This is a genomic window from Streptomyces lanatus, from assembly GCF_014655715.1.
Classification (GTDB): domain Bacteria; phylum Actinomycetota; class Actinomycetes; order Streptomycetales; family Streptomycetaceae; genus Streptomyces; species Streptomyces lanatus.
Map to the genome: position 1 here is coordinate 92,601 of NZ_BNBM01000018.1, position 22,612 is coordinate 115,212.

Annotated in this window: 21 protein-coding genes; 3 read left to right on the forward strand and 18 right to left on the reverse strand. The window is 71.8% G+C overall.

Going from position 1 to position 22,612, the window contains the following annotated elements; all coding sequences use genetic code 11:
- Window positions 1–10 precede the first annotated feature (10 nt).
- The 5 genes from IE325_RS36005 to IE325_RS36025 form a co-directional block, all read right to left on the reverse strand.
- The gene (locus IE325_RS36005; protein ID WP_190074354.1) at window positions 11–685 is read right to left on the reverse strand and encodes a response regulator; all 675 of its coding nucleotides are present in this window, start codon (window positions 683–685) and stop codon (window positions 11–13) included.
- Entirely contained in the window at window positions 682–2,058 is a 1,377-nt protein-coding gene (locus IE325_RS36010; protein WP_190074355.1) for a sensor histidine kinase, read from the reverse strand. Before IE325_RS36010 ends, IE325_RS36005 begins: the two co-directional genes overlap by 4 nt.
- Window positions 2,051–3,295: an acyltransferase family protein gene (locus tag IE325_RS36015; RefSeq protein WP_190074356.1), complete on the reverse strand. Its 1,245-nt coding sequence runs from the start codon at window positions 3,293–3,295 to the stop codon at window positions 2,051–2,053. The genes IE325_RS36010 and IE325_RS36015 overlap by 8 nt, the downstream gene beginning before the upstream one ends.
- Window positions 3,288–4,328 (reverse strand): alpha/beta hydrolase, encoded by a 1,041-nt coding sequence (locus tag IE325_RS36020; RefSeq protein WP_190074357.1) that lies wholly within the window; start codon window positions 4,326–4,328, stop codon window positions 3,288–3,290. Before IE325_RS36020 ends, IE325_RS36015 begins: the two co-directional genes overlap by 8 nt.
- A gap of 208 nt (window positions 4,329–4,536) precedes the next feature.
- Window positions 4,537–5,421: an alpha/beta hydrolase family protein gene (locus IE325_RS36025; protein ID WP_190074358.1), complete on the reverse strand. Its 885-nt coding sequence runs from the start codon at window positions 5,419–5,421 to the stop codon at window positions 4,537–4,539.
- A 219-nt stretch (window positions 5,422–5,640) separates the two neighbouring features.
- Between IE325_RS36025 and IE325_RS36030 the strand changes: the two genes are divergently transcribed.
- A complete protein-coding gene (locus IE325_RS36030; protein ID WP_190074359.1) occupies window positions 5,641–6,243 on the forward strand; it encodes a TetR/AcrR family transcriptional regulator in 603 nt (200 codons plus the stop codon).
- A gap of 157 nt (window positions 6,244–6,400) precedes the next feature.
- Here IE325_RS36030 and kynU read toward each other — a convergent pair whose 3' ends face one another.
- The 11 genes from kynU to IE325_RS36085 all read right to left on the reverse strand — a co-directional run bounded on the left by kynU (window position 6,401) and on the right by IE325_RS36085 (window position 17,219).
- Window positions 6,401–7,588, reverse strand: a complete 1,188-nt coding sequence (gene kynU / locus IE325_RS36035; RefSeq protein WP_190074360.1) for a kynureninase — start codon at window positions 7,586–7,588, stop codon at window positions 6,401–6,403.
- The gene (locus IE325_RS36040; protein WP_190074361.1) at window positions 7,581–8,441 is read right to left on the reverse strand and encodes a tryptophan 2,3-dioxygenase family protein; all 861 of its coding nucleotides are present in this window, start codon (window positions 8,439–8,441) and stop codon (window positions 7,581–7,583) included. The genes kynU and IE325_RS36040 overlap by 8 nt, the downstream gene beginning before the upstream one ends.
- 148 nt (window positions 8,442–8,589) lie before the next feature.
- Entirely contained in the window at window positions 8,590–9,003 is a 414-nt protein-coding gene (locus tag IE325_RS36045; RefSeq protein WP_190074362.1) for a DUF3151 domain-containing protein, read from the reverse strand.
- A 152-nt stretch (window positions 9,004–9,155) separates the two neighbouring features.
- On the reverse strand, window positions 9,156–10,622 hold the full coding sequence (locus IE325_RS36050) for an MFS transporter (protein ID WP_190074363.1): 1,467 nt from the start codon (window positions 10,620–10,622) through the stop codon (window positions 9,156–9,158).
- 57 nt (window positions 10,623–10,679) lie between these two features.
- The gene (gene fbaA / locus IE325_RS36055) at window positions 10,680–11,702 is read right to left on the reverse strand and encodes a class II fructose-bisphosphate aldolase (RefSeq protein WP_190074364.1); all 1,023 of its coding nucleotides are present in this window, start codon (window positions 11,700–11,702) and stop codon (window positions 10,680–10,682) included.
- Between the two features lie 140 nt (window positions 11,703–11,842).
- Window positions 11,843–12,391, reverse strand: a complete 549-nt coding sequence (gene pyrE, locus IE325_RS36060) for an orotate phosphoribosyltransferase (protein ID WP_190074365.1) — start codon at window positions 12,389–12,391, stop codon at window positions 11,843–11,845.
- Between the two features lie 10 nt (window positions 12,392–12,401).
- Window positions 12,402–13,196, reverse strand: a complete 795-nt coding sequence (locus tag IE325_RS36065; protein ID WP_190074366.1) for an aldose epimerase family protein — start codon at window positions 13,194–13,196, stop codon at window positions 12,402–12,404.
- 177 nt (window positions 13,197–13,373) lie between these two features.
- Window positions 13,374–14,219 (reverse strand): SRPBCC family protein, encoded by an 846-nt coding sequence (locus IE325_RS36070; protein ID WP_190074367.1) that lies wholly within the window; start codon window positions 14,217–14,219, stop codon window positions 13,374–13,376.
- Between the two features lie 101 nt (window positions 14,220–14,320).
- Window positions 14,321–15,964: a polyamine aminopropyltransferase gene (locus IE325_RS36075; RefSeq protein ID WP_190074368.1), complete on the reverse strand. Its 1,644-nt coding sequence runs from the start codon at window positions 15,962–15,964 to the stop codon at window positions 14,321–14,323.
- Between the two features lie 77 nt (window positions 15,965–16,041).
- Window positions 16,042–16,599 carry a DUF2617 family protein gene (locus tag IE325_RS36080; protein ID WP_190074369.1) on the reverse strand — a complete coding sequence of 186 codons (558 nt, stop codon included), beginning with the start codon at window positions 16,597–16,599 and terminating at the stop codon, window positions 16,042–16,044.
- A gap of 374 nt (window positions 16,600–16,973) precedes the next feature.
- Window positions 16,974–17,219: a hypothetical protein gene (locus IE325_RS36085; protein ID WP_190074370.1), complete on the reverse strand. Its 246-nt coding sequence runs from the start codon at window positions 17,217–17,219 to the stop codon at window positions 16,974–16,976.
- Between the two features lie 140 nt (window positions 17,220–17,359).
- Here IE325_RS36085 and IE325_RS36090 point away from each other — a divergent pair, with 140 nt between their 5' ends.
- A complete protein-coding gene (locus IE325_RS36090; protein WP_190074371.1) occupies window positions 17,360–18,553 on the forward strand; it encodes a pyridoxal phosphate-dependent aminotransferase in 1,194 nt (397 codons plus the stop codon).
- A 97-nt stretch (window positions 18,554–18,650) separates the two neighbouring features.
- On the opposite strand, the gene IE325_RS36095 is transcribed toward IE325_RS36090, so the two are convergent.
- On the reverse strand, window positions 18,651–19,178 hold the full coding sequence (locus IE325_RS36095; RefSeq protein WP_190074372.1) for a YbjN domain-containing protein: 528 nt from the start codon (window positions 19,176–19,178) through the stop codon (window positions 18,651–18,653).
- 185 nt (window positions 19,179–19,363) lie between these two features.
- Window positions 19,364–21,961 carry an ATP-dependent chaperone ClpB gene (gene clpB, locus IE325_RS36100; RefSeq protein WP_190074373.1) on the reverse strand — a complete coding sequence of 866 codons (2,598 nt, stop codon included), beginning with the start codon at window positions 21,959–21,961 and terminating at the stop codon, window positions 19,364–19,366.
- Between the two features lie 119 nt (window positions 21,962–22,080).
- Here clpB and IE325_RS36105 point away from each other — a divergent pair, with 119 nt between their 5' ends.
- Window positions 22,081–22,494: a pyridoxamine 5'-phosphate oxidase family protein gene (locus IE325_RS36105; protein ID WP_190074374.1), complete on the forward strand. Its 414-nt coding sequence runs from the start codon at window positions 22,081–22,083 to the stop codon at window positions 22,492–22,494.
- The last annotated feature ends 118 nt before the right edge of the window (window positions 22,495–22,612 follow it).

The window sequence follows — 22,612 nt, forward strand, 5'->3', positions numbered from 1 at the left end:
CGCGCCCCTTTCAGTACCCGGTGGGACGCACCAGCCCCGACTCGTACGCGAACACCGCCGCCTGCGTACGGTCCCGCAGCCCCAGCTTCACCAGGATCCGGCCCACATGCGTCTTCACCGTCTGCTCGGCCACGACGAGGCGCTCGGCGATCTCCGCGTTCGACAGGCCCTGCGCGATCAGGGCGAGGACCTCCGTCTCGCGCTCGGTGAGATCGCCGACGCGGTCCTTCAGCGGGGCGCGGGGACGGTTGTTCAGCCGGGAGAACTCCACGATCAGACGGCGGGTGACGGCGGGCGCGAGGAGGGCGTCGCCGGCCGCCACGACGCGCACCGCCTCCGCCAGCTGGTCGGCGGAGGCGTCCTTGAGGAGGAACCCCGAGGCACCCGCGCACAGCGCCTCGTAGACGTACTCGTCGAGGTCGAACGTCGTCAGCACCAGCACCTTGATCTGCGGTGTCGTGGTCGTGATGCGGCGGGTCGCCTCGATGCCGCCGAGCTCGGGCATGCGGATGTCCATCAGGACGACATCGGGCATGAGCTCGGCGACCTTCTCGATCGCGTCCAGGCCGTCGACGGCCTGGCCGACCACGTCGATGTCGGGCTTGGTGTTGAGCAGCACGGAGAATCCCTGCCGGACCATCTGCTGGTCGTCCGCGATGACCACGCGGATGGGGCTGCTCGTCATGGGGTCGGTTCTCCTGTCGGGGATGGGCGAGCGGGCGGGGCGTCGCCCCGTGGGAGGAAGGCCGAGACCGCGAAACCGCCTTGCTGCGTCGGGGCCGCGGTGACGTGCCCGCCCAGCATCGCGGCTCGCTCGCGCATACCGAGCAGTCCGTGTCCCGCACCGGCGGAGGGCGGAACCGGTCGCTGCGGACGGGAGTTGACGACGCCCAGATGCAGACCGTGGAAGTCATGGGAGACCTCGACGCGCACCGTCGACCCCGGCGCATGCCGAAGGGCGTTGCTGAGCGCCTCCTGGATGATGCGGTACGCGGACAGCTCCACCCCCGTCGGGTACGGGGGCGCCGTGCCGCTGATGTCGGTGACGACGTCCAGTCCGGCGGCCCGGGTGTTCTCGATGAGGGCGTCGAGCCGGTCGAGCACGGGCTGGGGGGCGTCGGGGGCGAGACCGGTGCCGGGCTCGCCGAGCCCGTAGGCGCCGTCCATGCCGTCGGGGGCCTCGGAGCGCAGGACGCCCAGCACGCGGCGCAGTTCGGTGAGGGCGTCCAAGGCGTTCTGCCGGATGCCGGCGAGGTTCTCCCTCAGCTCGTCGGAGGGGTTCTCCACCAGGTGCGGGGCCACCTGGGCCTGGATGGAGATGACGGACATGTGGTGGGCCACCACATCGTGCAGTTCGCGGGCGATGCGGCTGCGCTCCTCCAGCACGGTGCGCCGGGCCCGCTCCTCGGCGGTGAGCGTCTCCTGCTCGACGAGCTGGGTGCGGGCCTCCCTGCGGCCGCGCAGCGCCATGCCGAGCACCACGGCCACCGCGAACAGCGACCCGGCGGCCACGCCGGTGCTCGTGTAGTCCGGCGCGCCCAGCAGTCCCTGGAAGAAATACGTGACCAGCAGGGTCAGGCCCAGTGCCTCGGCGGACACCCGAGTGGGCACCCGCAGTGAGAGCAGCAGCAGCACCAGCAGCTGCGCGATGAGCCCGGCTGCCGTCCACGGCCAGGTGAAGTCGTGCGCGTCACCGGACAGCAGCTTCAGCCGCACCGCGAGCGCCGAGATCACCGTGGCCGTCAGTGACAGCCACCAGGCCGGGATCGGCCGCCTCAGGGCGAGCACCACCGCGCCGCCCTGTGCGATCGCGACCGGGAAGGCCAGTCCGAAGGCCAGCCGTCCGTTGTCCATGAGCTGTGCCACGTCGCCGATCAGGATGCCGAGCGCGGCCAGGCACAGCACGCCGTGCGGCAGCCAGCGCAGCCACACGGAGGGCGGCAGCGGGTCCGCCCTGAAGGTCCACAGGTCGTCGCGCAGCACCCTCAGCCAGCGCCGCACGCGGCTCATGAACGCGTGCCGGCTCCCCGTCTCCGTCACGGGACCAACCCTAGACATGGTGGCGTACCTCCGCTTCGGTGCCGGGAGAGGCGGCATGGGACCGGACGACGGTGGAGCGGCGGCCGGACCGACGGCGCGGGCCCTGTTCGTAGTGGCGAAAGGCCGCCCAGCACAGGGCCAGGACGAGGGTGAACAGGGGCAGCCAGGCCAGCCGGGCCGCCACCCAGCCGAGGTCGTCGGGGACGGTGTGCAGGCCGGGGAGGTGACCTGCCGTCAGGGCCGTGGCCGTGGTGGCCATCAGGGCCGTCTGGTGCCAGAGGAAGATCGTCATCGCGGAGAGGTTGAGCAGCGCCACCGCCGCCCAGGCCAGGGGCCGGCGCATCGCGCGGCGCAGCGGTCCGCGCAGGAGCAGCGCCAGGCCGCACTGCGCCAGGCCGAAGGTGACGGCGGCCAGCGTCGGTGGGTTGAGGTTGGAGATGCCGGCGCCGGGGACGCCGACCATGGACGCCGGATAGCCCGCCCAGGCGATGAGCGCGGCCGTCGCCGCCGCGCCGCCCGTCAGCAGGATCCAGCCCGCGCGCCGGCGCTCCAGCTCGCCCCGGGTCCAGGCCGCGCCCAGGGTGAACGGCACCAGCCAGCCCGCCGCCAGGTTCACCCAGCCGAGCCAGTCGGGGCCGCCCAGTCCGAAGCGGAGAAGGTCCACATGGAGGACGACGGCCAGGGGCCAGAGCGGGTTGAGGCGGCGCAGCAGCGGTGTCGCCGCCGTCAGTGCCGCGAAGACCAGGAGGAACCACAGCGGGGACAGCGCGAGTTTGCACAGGGTGTGGACGGTGTCGACGTCCGTGCCCGACAGAAGCAGCAGCACCGATGCCACCGTCCACAGGACCAGGACCGCCGCCACCGGTTTGAACAGGCGGGAAAGCCGGGACCTCAGCCACTGCCCGTACGTCGTGCCACGCGCCCGGGCCGAGGTGTAGCCGCGGGTCGCCACATGCCCGCCGACCAGGAAGAACACGGCGAGGGTCTGGAAGACCCAGGAGATCGGGGCCAGCCAGGGCAGGTGCTGGAGCGGGCTCGCGGTGTGCAGGCCCGTGCCGCCGCCGTCCGCCACCAGGGCCGTGACCAGCCAGTGGCCGAGGACGACGCCGAGGATGGCGAAGGCCCGCAGCGCGTCGACGGCCCGGTCCCGGTCGGCCGGGGTGGCGGTGTCGACCTGGGCGGCGCCCCGGTGGATGCCTCGGTGGACGCCCTTCCACGCGCCGCGCAGACGCGCGGCCGTCGTCGACTCAGTCATGGGACACCTCCGAGGTCTCGCCCAGGACGATCCGGGTCAGGTTGGCCAGGGACGTCGACCCCGGCCGGAAGTAGTCGCTGTGGCCGCCGTCGCCCGCCGCGAAGACACGGGCGCCGAAGGACGGGGAGAGCGGGTCGGTGCCGAACCCGACGGTCGTCCCGAACAGGTCGAGGCGGATGTGCGGGACCTCGGCCACCCAGTCGTCGCCGCCGCGGGCCGCCCAGACGCGGGCCGGGGTGTGCAGGGCACCCGCCGTGTCCACGCCGGTGCCCGGGCTGCCGACCAGGGCCAGGTCGTCCACGTCCAGGCCGGAGGCGGCGCGACCGCACACCACCGAGCCGTAGGAGTGGCAGAGGAGCGAGACATGGGCGTCCCGGCCGGTGAGGGCGCGCAGCTGCCGTATGAACTCCCGCAGCTTCGGGGCCGCCTGGTCGGCCCGGCCCGTCGTCGTGACCGTGGTGCTGACCGTGCCCGGCGTCTCATAGCCGAGCCAGGCCACCACCGCGGTACCCGTGCCCTTCGGGGCCTCCCGGGTGAGCCGCACGTGCAGGGCGCGGGCGGCGTCGCGGAAGCGGTCGTAGGTGTCGATGGAGGTGTCGGAACCCGGGACCAGGACCGCGACCCGGTCGGCGTGGGCCAGGTCGCCGAAGACCTCCGTGGCGAGGCCGGACCCGCGCCCGTCGAAGGTGAGGAACCGGCGGGACGGGTCGGCCATCGCACGGTCCGCGACGGCACGGTCCCGGTCGCCGTGGGCCTCGGCCATGCGGGACGCCTCGGCGGCGTTGGCACGGTTGGCCTCGTATGTCCGGTCCAGCGTCGCCGCGGTCGGCGCGGGGAGGAGGGCAGGGGCCGGGGCCGGTATTCCGGGGCGGGCGGCGCCGGAGAGAGGGGCCACCACGGCGGTGGTGATGAGGGCGGCGAGGAGAGCTCGGCGCCAGCGGGAGGCACGGGGGGCGCGGATCCTACGCGCCTTGGCCGTCGTGTCGGGCGTCTCGTCCGGCGTCGCGGCCGCCGCCCCCGTCGTACGCCCCATGGTCGTCTTCCCTTCCAGTCCGCCCGGCCATCGGGCTTGTCTGGATGGGAAGTTACGGATCCGGACTCGTCGTCCGCGTCACGCCAGGGAGCTCATCTGCGACGTAGCTCTCAGGTATTACGGGTATGAGGGGGACGCCTCCGAAGGGAGGACGGTCCGGAAGGGAAAGGTGGGCCGAAAGGGAAGGGCGGACCCCGGACCCCCTCCCTCACCACGCCAGCTGCGCGATCTCCTCCACCACCACCGCACACGCGTCCGCCGCCGGATCGATCAGCGGGAAATGGCCGACGTCCTCCAGCAGCGTCAGGCCGACCATCTCCCCCGCCTTCGCCGCCGCGTCCGCGTACGACTCGGCGACCGCGGGCGGGACCACGATGTCGCTCCGGCCCTGGACGAGCGTCGTCGCGATGCCCGTCGGGAGCAGGAACGCGGGGTCGGTGTACGGCTGCCGCTCCGCGAACTCCTCGCCGTCACCGAGGAGTTGGCGTGCCGCGCCCCCGCAGACGTCCAGCTTGTCGGCGACCGCGAAGTCGGCGATCGGGGCGAGCGCGACCACACCTCGCAGGGGCGCGGGCCGACCGGTGCGCCAGGGGGCGTCCGCCGGGAGGACATGGCGGGCCGCGGCCCAGAGGGCCAGGTGGCCGCCGGCGGAGTGGCCGGTGAGCAGCATCCGGCGCGCATCGGCCTGCGGAAGCGCCTCCCGTACGAGGGCGGGCAGCGCGTCCACCGCCGCGGCGACGTCGTCGAAGGTGTCCGGCCAACGCCCGGCGACCGCGTCGACGCCGACGCCGCCCCCGTCCGCCCCCCGCCGGTACTCCACATTCGCCACGGCGAACCCCCGCCGCGCCAGGAAGTCCGCGAACGGCGTGACATGCCGCCGGTCATAAGGGGCCCGCCACGCCCCGCCGTGCAGCAGGACGACCAGCGGAGCCGGAACCCCGCTCGCCGCACGCTCGCCGCGCGGCGCGTAGAAGTCGATCACCTGGTCGGGGTGGTCGCCGTAGGAGGCGATGGCGTCGGGATCGACGGGCGGGTGCGAGAAGGCCGACTCCTCCTCGGCGGCGTCCCGGGCAGCGGCGGCGTCGTCCGGCATGCTCCAACCTCTCAGCGACGAAACAGAATTGAGCGAGTGCACCGTGGTGGCGGGATGGCGGACCATGTGCGGATTCGGCGCGTGTTCGGCCGTTGGCGGGGACGGTACCAGGCCCGTCACGTGCGCGGACACGTGGATGTCACGCTCGGTGAGGGTTAAACGGTTCTATCGTTTCGTTACGCTGGTGTCGCACTTCAAGGAGGCCGAAAGGAGGCCGATATGTCCGCCGAACCCGGCACCGTGCGTCCCGGAGGGCGTACCGCGCGTGTCCGTACGGCCGTGCTGCGGGTGGCCGGGGATGTACTGGCGGAGGAGGGTTTCGCCGGCCTCGATCTCGCGGACGTCGCCCGCCGCGCGGAGGTCGGCAAGACGACCGTGTACCGGCGCTGGGGCTCGGTGACGGGGCTGGTGGCCGATCTGCTCGCCGACATGGCCGAGCAGTCGCTGCCGCGCGAGGAGACCGGATCCGTACTGGGTGACCTGCGCGCCAACGCGGCGCTGGTGCGGCGCACGCTCGCCGATCCGCGGCAGGGCGCGCTGTTCCGTGCCGTCATCGCCGCCGCGACCTGCGACGCGCGTACGGCGCAGGCGCTGCGGCGGTTCTACGAGGTGCGGGTGGCGGAGTGGGCGCCGTGCGTGGAACAGGGGGTGGCGCGGGGGGAGTTGCCCGTCGGGACGGATGCGGGGGCGGTCGTACGGGCTGTGTCGGCGCCGCTTTACTACCAGTTGCTGACGACCGGGGAGGTTCCCGGTGAACCCGCCGCGGAGCGGGCCGCGCGGGCGGCGTATGCGGCTGCGGTGGCGGGGGTGTATGTGGGGTGAGGGGCGGTGGGGTGGCGTCGCCGCAGGGGGTGCCACGATTTCCCGTCGTGCGGCTGCGGCGACGTTGTGGATGGTCGCGCCCACGCGGCGGAGCCGCAAATACGACACAGCCCCGGGCCCCTCCAGGGCGCTTTCGCGCCCCGGATCAGCGCCGCCGCTACCCCAACACCTCCCCCAACACCCGCCCTGCCCGCTCCACATCCGCGAACCCCACATACAGCGGTGTGAAACCGAACCGGAGTACATCAGGGTGTCGGAAGTCGCCTACGACCCCTCGCTCGATGAGGCGCTTCATCACGTCCCCCGCGTCCGGGCACCGCAGCGCGACCTGGCTGCCGCGCCGCTCGTGGGCCGGCGGCGTCAATGACTCCACGCGGCCCTCGCCCACGTACGCCGCCACGCACTCCAGGAAGAAGTCCGTCAACGCCAGCGATTTCGCCCGCACCGCCTCGATCGACACACCGTCCCAGACCTCCAGGGCCGCCTCCAGGGCGAGCATGGAGAGGATGTCGGGGGTGCCGACGCGGCCGCGCAGGGCGCCGGGGGCCGGTTCGAAGTCGGCGCGCATGCCGAAGGGGTCGGCGTGCGAGTTCCAGCCGGGGAGCGGGGAGTCGAAGCGGTCCTGGTGGGCGTGGCGCACGTACAGGTACGCCGGTGAACCCGGGCCGCCATTGAGGTACTTGTAGGTGCAGCCGACCGCCAGGTCCACGCCGTGCTCGTCGAGCCCGACCGGCAGCGCGCCCGCGCTGTGGCACAGGTCCCAGACGGCGAGCGCGCCCGCCGCGTGCACGGCGGCGGTGAGGGACGGCAGGTCGTGCAGTCTGCCGGTGCGGTAGTCGACGTGGTTCAGCAACACCGCGGCCGTACGGTCGCTCAGCACGCCCGGCACGTCCGCCGGGGTCACCGGTCGCAGCGTACGGCCGGTCATCCGGGCCGCCGACTCGGCGATGTAGCCGTCGGTGGGGAAGGTGGTCGCGTCGACGAGGATCTCGTCACGGTCCTCCCCGGCCATCCGGGCCGCCGCCACAACCGCCTTGAAGACATTGACGCTTGTCGAGTCGCCGACCACGATCTGGCCCGCCGCCGCGCCGACCAGCGGGGCGATCCGGTCGCCGATCCGCTCGGGCGCGGTCCACCAGCCGCTCTCCTCCCAGGAGCGGATACGCAGCTCGCCCCACTGCCGGCGTACGACGTCCTCGACGCGGCCGGGGACATGCGCGGGCAGGGCGCCGAGCGAGTTGCCGTCGAGATAGACGACGTCGTCCTCGATCACGAACTGCTTGCGGCTGCCGGCCAGTTCGTCGGCGGCGTCGAGTGCGGCCGCCCTCTCGCCGAGCTCAGACATGGGACCTCGCCGTCCACAGCTCGGGGAAGACGTTCTTCCGCGCGCGCTTCTCCAGCCAGGCCACCCCGGCGGAACCGCCCGTGCCGGCCTTGGCACCCATCGCGCGCCGGGTGGCGACGAGATGGTCGTTGCGCCAGCGCCACACCAGCTCGGCGACGTCGGTCAACGCCTCGCCCAGGCGGGCGAGTTCGGCGTTCTGGTCGCCCGCGTAGATCGCGGTCCAGGCGGCCTCGACCTCGTCGGACGGCTCGTAGCGCTGCGAGATGTCACGCTTGAGGACGGCCTCGGGGATGGCGCAGCCGCGCCGGGCGAGGAAGCGGAGCACCTCGTCGTAGAGGCTGGGCTCGTGCAGGGCCTTCTCCAGTTCCGCGTGGACGCGGGGGGCGCCGCGGTGCGGGACGAGCATCGACGCGGACTTCTCGGCGAGCAGGAACTCCATCCGGCGGTACATCGCCGACTGGAAGCCGGAGCCCTCGCCGAGGGCGCTGCGGTACGCGTTGAACTGGGCCGGGGTGAGCTGGCCGAGCGGCTTCCAGGAGGCGTTCAGGGCGTCCAGTTCCCGTACGGAACGCTTCAGGGCGTCGATCGCCACGCCCGGCCGGTCCTCGCGCAGGGCATGCGCGGCGGTCTCCCACTCATGCACGATGACCGTGAACCACAGCTCCATCACCTGGGTCGTGACCAGGAAGACCATCTCTCCGGGATCGTCGGAGAGGGTGTGCTGGAGGTGGGTGAGCACATCCGCCTTGACGTAGTCCTCGTAGGGCGTCGTACCGGCGAAGTCGAGATGCGGGGTCTCGGGCTCCTGCGCCTCCGTGGACATATCCACGGGCTGATGAGCCTGGTGGGACATTGCTGTCTCCTGTGTAACTCCGGGTAGCGGTCCGCCCTGCCGTTATCGACAAAGGGGCCCCGGTCCCCACCCGGCATCCTCAGGTATCACCCGGGACGGCGCAAGGCCCGCCTGGTCACATCGGCGGGCCTCGCGAGGGTGCTGCGGGCTAGCCCAGGGTCTGGGCCGCCGTCGGCGAGGAGTCCTTCAGGAACTGGCTGCAGCGCTCGTACTCCTCCTGCTCGCCGATGGATCCGGCGGCCCGGGCGAGGGCGTGCAGGGCGCGCAGGAAGCCGCGGTTGGGCTCGTGCTCCCAGGGGACGGGGCCGTGGCCCTTCCAGCCGCTCCTGCGCAGCGCGTCCAGACCGCGGTGGTAGCCCGTACGGGCATAGGCGTACGACTCCACGACGCTGCCCCGCTCGAAGGCCTCGTCGGCCAGCTGGGCCCAGGCCAGGGAGGAGGTCGGGTACTTCGCGGCGACGTCCGCGGGAGCGGTGCCACCGGCGAGCAGCTCACGCGGCTCGGGGTCGTCGGGGAGGTGGGTCGGGGGCGGGCCCCCGAGAAGGTCTTCGTGAATGGCCATGGGGTCCAGTCTGGCCCATGGGGTGGGTACGGCGGGGTGGTGGCCGGGTCCGGGGGGGCGACGGCCTGAGTTTCAGGTGCCGACGGCGGGGCTGGATCTTTCAGCTGGTAAGGGCGGCGGGGGCGAAACCCGTACGGCCCGCACCCACCCCCCTACCCCAACCGCCCCCGGCTCCGCTCCCCCTCCAACGGCGGCGCCATCACACTCCCGTGATGCAGGCACTCCGGACGCCGGCACCCCGGCGGCAGCGGCCGCACCGTCGCGAAGGCGACCCCCGCCCCCACCACCAGCACTCCCGCACAGATCACCATCGCCCGCCCGAACGCGTCGTCGAAGGCCCCGGCCGACCGATACGCCTCCTCGCCCATCCCGGCCAGCAGCGGCAGCGCGGCCACCGCCACCAGCCCCGCCGCCCGCGCCGCCGCGTTGTTGACGCCGCTGGCCAGCCCCGCGCGGGCGGTGTCGACGGAGGCGAGGACCGTCGCCGTCAGGGGCGCCACCAGGGTGACCATGCCGAGGCCGAGGATCAGCAGGGCGGGGAGGACGTCGGCGAGGTAGGAGGCGTCGGGGCCGACCCGCAGCATCAGCAGCATCCCGGCCGCGCACAGCAGTGGGCCGACCGTCAGCGGGATGCGCGGGCCGATCCGGTCGGCGAGGGCACCCGAGCGGGCCGAGAACAGCAGCATCAGGGCGGTCGTCGGCAGCAGCGCCGTACCGGCGCCGAGGGCCGAGTAGCCGGCCACGACCTGGAGCTGGAGGGCGGCGAGGAAGAAGAAGCCGCCGAAGGCCGCGTAGACGCAGAGCGTGACGAGGTTGACGGCTGTGAACTGGCGGGATCCGAAGATGTCCAGCGGCATCATCGGGTCGGGGCGGCGACGCTCGACGTACACGAAGGCGACCCCGGCCGCGACACCGCCGACCGCGCTGAGGACCACGAGCAGCGAGCCGTCCCGCGCCTCGATCAGCGCATAGGTCACCAGGGCGAGGGCCGCGGCGCCGAGGAACGCGCCGAGCACGTCGAACCGGCCGTGCTTCGTTCCGTCGCCGGACTCGGGGACGTGCCGTACGGCGATCGGCGCGCACAGCAGCGCCAGCGGGACGTTGAGGAGGAACACCCAGCGCCAGCCCGGCCCGTCCACCAGCCAGCCGCCCAGGAACGGGCCCACTGCGGCCCCGATGCCCCCGAACCCGGACCACAGACCGACCGCCCGGGCCCGGTCGTCGGGATGGAAGGACGCCTGGATCAGGGCCAGGGAGCCGGGCGTCAGCAGCGCGCCGCCGATTCCTTGCAGGGCCCGTGCGGCGATCAGCACGCCGACGTTCGGCGCGAGGCCGCAGAGCAGGGAGGCCACGGCGAACCACACCACACCCACCACGAAGATCTTGCGCCGCCCGTACCGGTCCCCCAGCGAACCGCCGAGCAGGATCAGCCCGGCCAGCGTCAGCATGTACGCGTTGACGGTCCACTGGAGCGCCGCCAGGTCGGCGTCGAGGTCCTCGCCGATCCGGGGGAGGGCGACATTGACGACGGTCGAGTCCAGCATCGCCATGCTGGAGCCGAGGACGGTGGTGAGCAGGATCCACTTGCCTTGCGGCGAGGCCAACCTGACATCGGGCATGACCCACATATACAACGAGCCCGGTGCCGTAGCACCGGGCTCGTCGTGGATCTCGCTCTACTTGATCTTCGTACCCGTGGAACGCAGGTTGCCGCAGGCCTCCGTCACACGCGCGGCCATGCTCGCCTCGGCGAGCTTGCCCCAGGTGCGCGGGTCGTAAGTCTTCTTGTTGCCGACCTCGCCGTCGACCTTGAGGACACCGTCGTAGTTCTGGAACATGTGGGCCGCCACCGGACGCGTGAAGGCGTACTGGGTGTCGGTGTCGATGTTCATCTTGACGACGCCGTTCTCCAGCGCGGTCGCGATCTCCTGCTCGGAGGAGCCGGAGCCGCCGTGGAAGACGAAGTCGAACGGGGACGCCTTGCCGTACTTGGCGCCCACGCCCTCGTTGAGCTCCTTGAGCAGCTCGGGGCGGAGCACGACGTTGCCCGGCTTGTACACACCGTGGACGTTGCCGAAGGAGGCGGCGAGCAGGTAGCGCCCCTTCTCGCCAAGGCCCAGGGCCTCGACGGTACGAATCGCGTCATCGACGGTCGTGTACAGCGAGTCGTTGATCTCGTGCGAGACGCCGTCCTCCTCGCCGCCGGTCGGAGTGATCTCGACCTCAAGGATGATCTTCGCGGCGCGGGCGCGCTCAAGGAGCTCCTGCGCGATGGAGAGGTTGTCGGCGAGGGTCTCGGCCGAGCCGTCCCACATGTGCGACTGGAAGAGCGGGTTCTCACCGCGCGCGACCCGCTCCTCGGACACGGCGAGCAGCGGACGTACGTACCCGTCGAGCTTGTCCTTCGGGCAGTGGTCGGTGTGCAGGGCGACGGTGATGTCGTACTTCTTGGCGACGATGTGCGCGAACTCGGCCAGGGCGACGGCGCCGGTCACCATGTCCTTGCTGTGCTGGCCGCCGAGGAACTCCGCACCACCCGTGGAGATCTGGATGATGCCGTCGCTCTCCGCCTCCGCGAAGCCGCGCAGGGCCGCGTGCAGGGTCTGGGACGAGGTCACATTGATGGCCGGGTAGGCGAACTTGCCTGCCTTCGCCCGGTCGAGCATCTCGTTGTAGACCTCGGGGGTTGCGATGGGCATCTGTCCGCTCCTTGGAGTGTGCGGGTTGACGTGCAGCGTTACTGCTTGTTTCTTACGGCCCTGACCTAGACCTTGGGGGGTGTGTGACGTCGTCGTCGGCCCCATCTTTCCAGACGAACCGGGATGCTCCGAGCGCCGTCTCAGTCCAGGCCCAGCTCGTCCTTGGAGTACGCGAACAGGTACGGCACTCCCGCGCCTTCCTGGATCTTCTCGGCGGCGCCGGTGGCCCGGTCGACGATCGTCGCGACCCCGACGACCTCGGCACCTGCCTCCCGCACGGCCTCGACGGCGGTGAGCGGCGAACCCCCGGTGGTGGAGGTGTCCTCGACGACGAGCACGCGCCGCCCCGCGATGTCCGGCCCCTCGACCCGGCGCTGCATGCCGTGCGCCTTGGCGGCCTTGCGCACCACGAAGGCGTCCAGCCGCTTACCGCGCGCGGCGGCGGCATGCAGCATGGCACCGGCGACAGGGTCGGCCCCCATGGTCAGCCCGCCCACCGCGTCGAACTCCAGCTCCGCCGTCAGATCGAGCAGCACCTGCCCGACGAGCGGAGCGGCCTCCCCGTCAAGGGTGACGCGGCGAAGGTCGACGTAGTAGTCGGCCTCCAGCCCCGACGACAGGGTCACCTTGCCGTGCACCACGGCCTTGTCCTTGATCTGCTGCAACAGCTCGCCACGTACGTCAGTCATGCCGCCCAGCTTAGAGGCGGCGCCAGCTCCAGAGGGTCGTGGCCTCCAGCGGCTCCAGGGGCGTGACCAGGCGGGGCATGGTGTTGAGCCCGTTGGGCGGGCCGGTCTGCGGCTCGACGCACACGGCGGCGTCCTGCTCGTCGTACACGACGACCCACTCCTCCCGGCTGCTCACCTTCAGCTCCAGCCGCTCCGGCCAGGTGAGCGTGACGTCGACACCGCCGGGCATCCCGAAACAGTCGTCCCAGGGCCCCGGCTTCGGCTCGATCCGGTTGCCGGTCGGCAGATGATCGTCCCCCCGCTCCTCCTGCCACGCGGGAGCGAAGTCCAGCCGCACATCCTCACCGCCGTCGCCCAGGCTGCGGTTGAACCAGGGGTGCCAGCCGATCTGGGCCGGGAAGGACGCCCCGTGCGTCTCGACGGACATGGTGAGCGTGAGACTGTCCGGAGTGAGCGCGACGACATGCGTGACACGACCGGCATACGGCCACGGCTCGACCAGGTCGTACGTGATGACGGCCTCGTCCCCGGTGACCCGGGCGACCTTCCAGGCGCCGTCGCGGGCGGTGCCGTGGATGGCGTTCGGCGGCGCGTTGAGCGGCATCTGCCGCACCTCGGCCCCATCGAGGAACCGCCCGTCCCGGATCCGCCCGCACCAGGGAACCATCGGGAAACACCCGAACCGCTCCCCCTGCCGCAACAACTCCGTCCCCCCGACGCGAAGCCCCCCGACCCGCCCACCGTTCCCCGGCAGCACGTCCACCTCCGCGTCACCCGCGGTCAGCGTGATGTGTTCGTTACTCACGGGAAGACCCTACTGGGACGCCCATGCCCCCAGAAGGCCACACCCCTCAGCGCCGGCCCGCGATCTTTCAGCCCGTCCGGCGTTTGAGGACAAGGCCCGTTCAGGGCCGGCAGCGGGGGTCCGGGGGCGCAGCCCCCGGGATGGGACGGGTAGGGGCGGCGGGGGCGAGAAAAAAACTCAGCGCCGCCGCCGCAGCATCCGCCCCACCACGATCGCCGAAGCCACCACCAACGCCGCCGCGGGCGCAGCCCACCGCAACGTCGAGTTCGGCGCCACCGTCTGCGGCGCCGGAACAGGCGCATACCGCCCCCGAGGCGGCGCATGGTCCACTTCCTCCGCGCTGCGCCCGATCATCGTCCGCCGGGCATGCGCGGCCTCGGCGACAGGCGGCTCCTCCCCACCCGCACCCTCCCGCGCCCGGGGCGCCGGCTCCGAGTCCCCCGGCACCGCCGCGTCGTCCGCGTCCGGCGTCGTCTCGAAGTCACTGGTCACCCGCGTCTCGAACTCCCCGGGCGCCAGCGCCTCCTCCACAGCCTCCACCGAATCAGAACCAGAGTCAGAGCCAGAGTCCGAACCCGAGTCCGCCCCCGCCTCCGCCTCCCTCGCAACAACCCCCAACTGCCCCCCGAACCGATTCAGCAGCCGAACAACAGCCGCCCCCACAGCCTCCGCATCGAATTCCGCGATCCGCCCGTCCGCCGACGCGGTCCCCTCGAACCCCACCGTGGACCCGCCCTCGGCCGCCACGACACGCAGGGTGAGCGTCAGCTTCACGGACCCGCTCCCGCGAGCCTCGGTCGCGTCGCCCTCGACGGCGTACGTACCGTCCTCCCGCGCGGTCACCCGCACAGCACCCCGATAGGTGATGGTGTGGCCGCCGACGCGTACCTTCAGCCGTCCGGCGATGGGCTCGGCCCCGGCGTCCTGCTGGAGCCCGGGGACCGCCCGGGCGACCCGTACGGGATCGGCCAGCACCTCCCTGAGCTGCTCCGCCGCAACCGGAACGAACACCTCATGCTCCATGCCGATCGAGCCTACCCAGCATGGCGAGAACCGCACCCACACATCCCGGGATTCTCACCGGACACCCGCCTGCCGGGCGTACCCTCCCCCACCGGTCCCCCTCAGTACCGCGGATGCACCAGCGTCGAAGCCCCCAGCCCCACCATCCGCCTCCCCTCCAGCGCCCACGAGTCCGCGATCAGCCCCTCCTCCGTCAGCGTCGCCGGCCGGGGCGCCCCCTCCTCCGCCGAGAGCCGCAGCGCGGGCCGCTCCTCCCGCCCCGCCAGGATGAATCCCCAGTCCTGGGGGGCCAGGGTCGGTCCGGTCGAGCGGTCGGGGCCGGCCGTGAAGCCGGAGCCGCGGCCCTGGACGCGGTAGGGCGCGGTGCGCAGGCCCGCCGCGCGGAGGGTCGTGTCGACGGTCCAGAAGACACGGGGGCGCGAGGAGACCGGCCCGGCGTGCACGGCGAGGATGCCATCCGGTGTCAGGGCGCGGCGGGCGAGGCCGTAGAACTCCTGGGAGTACAGCTTGGTGCTGGCGGTGATGCCGGGGTCGGGCAGGTCCGAGATGACGACGTCGTACGTGTCCGGCGGCACCGCCCGCAGCCAGCCGAACGCGTCGTCCGTCATGACATGGACGCGCTCGTCGTCGTACACACGCCCGTTCAGCCGGGACAGCGGAGGGTCGTGGCGGGCCAGCCGCACCACGCCGGGGTCGACCTCGACGACATCGACCCGGTGCACCCCGGGATGGCGCAGCACCTCGCGCGCCGCGAGTCCGTCGCCGCCGCCGAGGATCAGTACGCGGGTGTGCTCGCCGCTCATCGCGGGGTGGACCAGCGCCTCGTGGTAGCGGCGGGCCTCACGGCCGCTGACCCGCAGCCGTCCGTCGAGGAAGAGGTCGAGGGGGCGGCCGTCGGTGCCGCCGGCGATGACGACCTCCTGGATCCCGGTCTGGAGGGCGACGCGTACGTCCTGTCCGTACACCGCGTGCCGCGCGGCGCGTTCGAAGTCGTCGACGAGTACGGCGGCGGAGGCGAGGACGCCGAGCACGGTGACGTTGGCGATCACCAGCAGCCAGCGGGCGCGGCGGGTGAGGTCGCGCCGGAACAGGCCGAGGACGAGCGCGCCGCCCACGACGGCGTTGACGGCGCCGGTGATCAGGGCGGAGGTCAGCTGGCCCAGCAGGGGCAGGAGGAGGAAGGGGAAGGCGAGGCCGCCGACCAGGGCGCCGACGTAGTCCGCGGCGAAGAGGTCGGCGACCGCGCCGCCCGCGTCCTGGCGGCGGATGCGCTGGATGAGCTCCATCAGCAGGGGGACCTCGGCGCCGATGAGCAGGCCGATGGTGAGGGAGAAGGCGACGAGGAGGGCGCGCGGACCATTGGCCCACATGCCGCCCCAGTCACCGGTCCAGGCGAAGACGGCGTACAGGGCGAGCGCGCTGCAGCCGCCGACGAGGGCGAGGAGGGCCTCGATGGCGCCGAAGCCGGCCGCGGCGTGCGGGCGCAGGCGTTTCGCGGCGAGGGAGCCGATGCCCATCGCGAACACCATGACGGACAGCACGACGGAGGCCTGGGTGACGGAGTCGCCCATCAAGTACGCGGCGAGGGCGACGAGTTCGAGTTCGTACACCAGTCCGCAGGCCGCGCAGACGAAGACGCCCGCGAGGACCAGGAACCGGCCGGTGCCGGGCCGGACCGGAAGCCGCGCGGGGCCTCCCCAGGGCGGCGGTGTGCCGGGTGGGGCGGGCGCGTGCGGTTCGATCACGCTGCGACCGTACGTCACTGCCGGGGTACGCTTCGTCACCCACACGTGTGGTGTTGAGGAGCGGGACGTTTGTGTTCTCAGACGCCGGTCGGGCTGAATGACGCCGCCCGGCGCCGGGCGGCGGCCGCCGAGGACCGCGCTCCCACCCTGGTCCGCGTCGCCACCAACTGCCCGTCCTGCGGGTACGCGTGCCAGGTGCGCCAGTGGACCTGCCCCTCGTGGTGCTGGGCCAGCATCGCGGTGAAGGCGTGCGGGCTGCCGGGGAAGACGCCGGCGAGGCCGTGCGGATGGTCGGCGACCAGGGCGAGCAACTCCTGGGCGCGGCCCGCGAACTGACCCGGTGACAGGAGCTCGACCCGGGCCGCGAACTCGTACTCCCAGTCGCCCACCCGCTTGGCCACTCCGAGCGGCAGGGGTGTGCTGCTGCCGGGCATACAGGCCACCGTCTCCGAACAGATGCCGCGCTGCTCCTCCAGCAGCACCTGGTGGGACGCGCCGAGCAGTCTCAACTGAAGCTTCGCACCGGTCAGTTCGAGGTCGAGCGTGGCCAGCGCGGGCAGCGGCTCGCGCCCCAGGGCCCAGGCGAGATCGGCCGCGCGCGTGTCGGTATAGGCGGTGTTCAGGGTCGTGAGCATGGGTCGGCTCCGCAAGCACGCAAGAAAGGGAGGTGTGGGTCTCCGGCGCGCCCCGGCCGGCACCGGGGGATCGGCCCGGTCAGCCCATGGGTCGGCCGGTCGGAAGGGGTCCGCGGGACGTCCGAGGGGCTGCGTTGGTGAATTTCACTGAATCATGAACTAGGGCGCCGCCACAGCGTTTTTACCCAAGTTCGTAGGGTTTCCATCCCTCAGAGGGCTTATCAGCTCAACTGTTCAACTCCGGCGTGCGCCGATGGGTACGGGGCGTGCGCCGGGGCACGTACTCGATATACGAAAGCGGGGCCGGTCCCAGACACCGGCCCCGCTCCTCATGGATGCGGTTCCCCCTGCTCGGGGAGCTCAGCTGCCCCGTGTCAGCTGCCTCCGCCACCGCATCCGCCCCCGCCTCCTCCACCGCAGGACGACCCGCCTCCGCAGGACGAGCCGCCACCACAGGAGGAGCCACCACCCCCGCAGGACGACGACGATCCACCGCCCCCGCCGGCCCACCAGCTGCCGCTGCGCGAACGCCCCCTGCGGGTGCGGCCGCTGCCGGCGGCGGACTTGACGATCACCACAACGACCACTGCGACCAGCGCCACCACGAAGAACGTACCCATGGCGTCAGCCTCCTTCCGTTCCCCCGAAGCGGCCCGAGACGTCCCCCCGTGGGCGCCTCCCGCTCGGTGCGTGGCAGTCAGATGCCCGGCCCTTGCGAAGCCCAAAGCAGAGTTGAGGAACTCCAGAGCTTGAGCGCAGGATGACCCGCATGACCTCCATCTCCCGCCCGCTGCTCAACCGCCGGCTCGCCGAGTTCGGGACGACGATCTTCGCCGAGATGTCCGCGCTGGCCCTGAGCACGGGGTCCATCAATCTGGGGCAGGGCTTCCCCGACACCGACGGGCCCGAGGAGGTCCGTGAGGCGGCCGTGCGGGCGCTGCGGGACGGGCGCGGCAACCAGTACCCGCCGGGCCCCGGCGTCCCCGAGCTGCGCCTCGCGATCGCCGCGCACCAGGAGCGGCGCTACGGCCTGGCGTACGACCCCGACACCGAGGTCCTGGTCACCGCGGGCGCCACCGAGGCCATCGCGGCCGCGCTGCTCGCCCTGCTTGAGCCCGGCGACGAGGTCATCGCCCTGGAGCCGTACTACGACTCCTACGCGGCCTGTATCGCCATGGCGGGCGGAACGCGCGTGCCGGTCACGCTGCGCCCACACTTCGACGAGGGCGCCAGCTTCCGGCTCGACCTGGACGAGCTGCGGGCGGCGGTGACGGACCGTACCCGGCTGCTGCTGATCAACACCCCGCACAACCCCACCGGCACCGTCCTCACCCGGGCGGAGCTGGCCGCGATCGCCGAGCTGGCGGTGGAGCGGGATCTGCTGGTGGTGACCGACGAGGTGTACGAGCACCTGGTCTTCGACGACGCCGGGCATCTGCCGCTCGCGACCTTCCCTGGCATGCGCGAGCGGACGGTGACGATCGGGTCGGCGGGGAAGACCTTCTCCTTCACCGGCTGGAAGGTCGGCTGGGTGACCTCGACGTCCGCCCTGGTCACGGCGGTGCGCTCGGCGAAGCAGTTCCTGACGTACGTCTCGTCGGGCCCGTTCCAGTACGCGGTCGCCGAGGCGCTCGCCCTGCCCGACAGCTACTTCACGGCCTTCCGCGCGGACATGCTGGCCAAGCGGGACGTGCTGGCGGCGGGGCTCGCGGAGGCCGGGTTCGAGGTGTTCAGGACCGCCGGCACCTACTTCATCACCACCGACATCCGCCCCCTCGGCGAGAGCGACGGCTTCGCCTTCTGCCGCGCGCTGCCGGAGCGGGCCGGGGTGGTCGCCATCCCCAACGCGGTCTTCTACGACCACCGGGAGGAGGGGGCGCCGTTCGTACGGTTCGCGTTCTGCAAGCGCACGGAGGTGCTGGAGGAGGCGGCGAAGCGGCTGCGGGCCATGTGAGGAGCGGGACGGGGCGGGCGGAAACGGCAGGAGCCCGCCCGGCACGCGGCCAGGGTGGCCGTGTCCCGGTCGGGCTCCGTCCGAGCCGTGCCGAGGGCTACTCCTCGTCGTCCTCGGGCTTGTCCGCGTCGTTGATCTCCTGCTCCAGGCCGAGCTGCTCGACGAGCCACTTGTCGAACTCGATGGCGGCCCGCACCCAGCTGACCGTCGACGAGACGAAGTGCTCCAGGCTCACACCGGTGCCGATCAGCATCTGCGCCTCGCCGATGAGGCGGACGGTGCCGTCGTCGTGCGTGTGGCTGTAGACCTTGGGCCACAGCGTCCGGCGGTTCCAGTCGTCGATCGACTCCAGGAGCAGAGGCTTCTCGTCGATCTTGTGGGGCCGGTCGTAGAACGTCCGCACCGAGAAGACCTGCTGGTCATCCTCGCCGCGGAACATGAAGTACGTACGGAACTGCTCCCACGGCGCCGCGAGGTCACCCTCGTCGTCGACGACGTACTTCAGCTCCATCTGGTCGAGGAGCTGCTTCACGAGGTCCTGATCCGGGACCACGGGGCCGGGCGGCGGCCCGGACTGCGGCTGCTGCCCCCCGAAGTTCGGAATCGAGGACGGGTCGATGCTCACCGTGATTTTCCCTTCGTACGGATTCCGCCATCCTCCCCCATGCGGGGAGGGGGGTGGCAAGCCCTGACGGGTCCGGTCAGCCCTGGGCTGACTCGATCCGGTCACTGCACGGTGACACGGTCATGACCAGCAGAACTGAGCCGGGCCCGCCACCGGGGTGGTGGCGGGCCCGGCCATGCGCGCGGCTAGAGCGTCTTGCCCGTCGACGGGCCGACGATCAGGCCGTCGCCGAAGGCGTCCACCCGGACCGTGTCGCCGTCCTTGATCTCGCCGGCCAGGATCTCCTTGGCCAGCCGGTCGCCGATGGCGGTCTGGACGAGGCGGCGCAGGGGGCGGGCGCCGTAGGCCGGGTCGTTGCCCTCGTCGGCGAGCCAGGCCAGCGCCTCGTCGGTGACCTCAAGGGACAGCCGGCGCTCGGCGAGCCGCTTCGCGAGGCGGTCTATCTGGAGCCGGGCGATCCGGGCCAGCTCGACCTTGTCCAGGGCGGAGAAGACGACCAGGTCGTCCAGACGATTGAGGAACTCGGGCTTGAAGGAGGTCCGGACCACCTCAAGGACCTGCTCCTTCTTCTCCTCCTCACTCGTGATCGGGTCGACCAGGAACTGGCTGCCCAGGTTGGAGGTCAGGACGAGGATCGTGTTGCGGAAGTCGACCGTGCGGCCCTGGCCGTCGGTGAGCCGTCCGTCGTCCAGCACCTGGAGGAGGATGTCGAAGACCTCGGGGTGGGCCTTCTCGACCTCGTCCAGCAGGATCACGCTGTACGGCCTGCGCCGCACGGCCTCGGTCAGCTGGCCGCCCTCCTCGTAGCCGACGTAGCCGGGAGGCGCACCGACCAGTCGGGCCACGCTGTGCTTCTCGCCGTACTCGCTCATGTCGATGCGGACCATCGCCCGCTCGTCGTCGAAGAGGAAGTCGGCGAGGGCCTTGGCGAGCTCGGTCTTGCCGACGCCGGTCGGGCCGAGGAAGAGGAAGGAGCCGGTGGGGCGGTCCGGGTCGGCGATGCCCGCGCGGGTGCGGCGTACGGCGTCGGAGACGGCCCGTACGGCCTCGGACTGGCCGATGAGCCGCTTGCCCAGCTCGTCCTCCATGCGCAGCAGCTTCTGCGTCTCGCCCTCCAGGAGGCGCCCGGCGGGGATGCCGGTCCACGCCCCGACCACGTCGGCGATGTCGTCGGAGCCGACCTCCTCCTTGACCATGGTGCCCTTGGCGACCTCCTCCTCGGCGGCGGAGGCGGCCTCCAGCTCCTTCTCCAGGGCGGGGATCTCGCCGTACAGCAGCTTGGAGGCGGAGTCGAAGTCGCCGTCGCGCTGGGCGCGTTCGGCCAGGCCGCGGGTTTCGTCCAGCCGTTCCTTCAGCTCACCGACGCGGTTGAGGGACTGCTTCTCCTTCTCCCAGCGGGCGTTGAGGCCCCGCAGCTCCTCCTCCCGGTCGGCGAGGTCGCGGCGCAGCTTGTCCAGGCGCTCGCGGGAGGCGGGGTCGGTCTCCTTGTCGAGGGCGAGTTCCTCCATGCGCAACCGGTCGACGGAGCGCTGGAGTTCGTCGATCTCGACCGGCGAGGAGTCGATCTCCATACGGAGCCGGGAGGCGGCCTCGTCGACGAGGTCGATGGCCTTGTCGGGGAGGAAGCGGGAGGTGATGTACCGGTCGGAGAGGGTGGCGGCGGCCACCAGCGCGCTGTCGGCGATCTGAACCTTGTGGTGGGCCTCGTAGCGCCCCTTGAGGCCGCGCAGGATCGCGATGGTGTCCTCGACGGTCGGCTCGGCGACCAGCACCTGCTGGAAGCGGCGCTCCAGAGCGGGGTCCTTCTCGATCCGCTCGCGGTACTCGTCGAGGGTGGTGGCGCCGACCATGCGCAGCTCACCGCGGGCGAGCATGGGCTTGAGCATGTTCCCGGCGTCCATCGCGGAGTCACCGCCGGCACCAGCCCCGACGACGGTGTGCAACTCATCAATGAACGTGATGATCTGCCCGTCGGAGTCCTTGATCTCGGCGAGAACGGTCTTGAGCCGCTCCTCGAACTCACCGCGGTACTTCGCGCCCGCGACCATGGCGCCCAGATCGAGCGCGACCAGCCGCTTGTTCTTCAGCGACTCCGGCACGTCACCCTTGACGATGCGCTGGGCGAGCCCCTCGACGACGGCGGTCTTGCCGACGCCGGGCTCGCCGATGAGGACGGGGTTGTTCTTGGTACGGCGGCTGAGCACCTGCACGACCCGCCGGATCTCCTGGTCCCGCCCGATGACGGGGTCGAGCTTGCCCTCGCGGGCGGCGGCCGTGAAGTCCGTCCCGAACTTCTCCAGCGCCTTGTACTGCCCCTCGGGGTCGGCGCTGGTCACCCGGCGTCCGCCGCGGGCCTTCTGGAAGGCGTCCAGCAGCTTCTTCGCACCGGCGCCCTGCTGGGTGAGTACGTCACCGGCGGCGCCCCCCTTCGCCGCGATCCCGATGAGCAGATGCTCGGTGGAGAGATATTCATCCCCGAGTTCCTTGGCCCGCGCCTGCGCGTCCGCGATCACGGCGAGCAGCTCACGGCTGGGCTGCGGGGGCGCGACGGTGGAACCGGTCACGCTGGGCAGCGCGGCGAGCGCCTTCTCCGCGCCGGCCCGGATGGAGGCCTGGTCGGCGTCGACGGCCGCCAGCAGGTCGATGATGTTCTCGTTCTCCTGCCCCTGGAGCAGAGCCAGCAGCAGGTGGGCGGGGGTGAGATCCGGGTGCCCCTCGGTCACGGCCCGGTTACTGGCCGCGTTGATCGCGTCCCGGCTCCTGTTGGTCAGCTCGGCGTCCACGTGTCCGTTCTCCTCCTGGCGTCAGCGTCTCCCAGTACTGACTGAGTCAGCGTACACAAAGTTGAGTCTATTCCGCTCAAGGTAGTCGGGGGAGGTCTTCAACGACTAGGTTCCGGGCCATGGCCGCATACCCCCAGGATCCTGGCGCGCCGGACGCGCCGTACCTCACCTTCTGGCAGGAGAGGCACCTGTGCACCCTGACGACCCTGCGCGCGGACGGCAGCCCTCATGTCGTGCCTGTCGGAGTGACATACGACAGCGGGGCGCGGCTTGCTCGGGTGATCGCGCTCAAGTCGAGCGCGAAGGTCGGCCATGTGCTGGCCGCGGGACCGGAGGGGGCCCGGGTGGCCGTCTGCCAGGTGGACGGGGCGAGGTGGGCGACGCTGGAGGGGCGGGCGCGGGTGCTGACCGAGCGGGAGCGGGTGGCGGAGGCGGAGCGGCGGTACGCGGAGCGGTACGGGCGCACTCCGACGCCGAATCCCGACCGCGTGGTGATCGAGATCGAGCTGACGAGGGCGATGGGGCGAGGGTGACGGCGGCGACGGGGCGGCCGACCCGTTTTCGGCCACTGCCGGAATCCTCGCATACCGGGAAATTTCATGGAAAACTGCAGCGGCGTCACCGTGTTCAGGTCACGGTGACGCCGCTGCG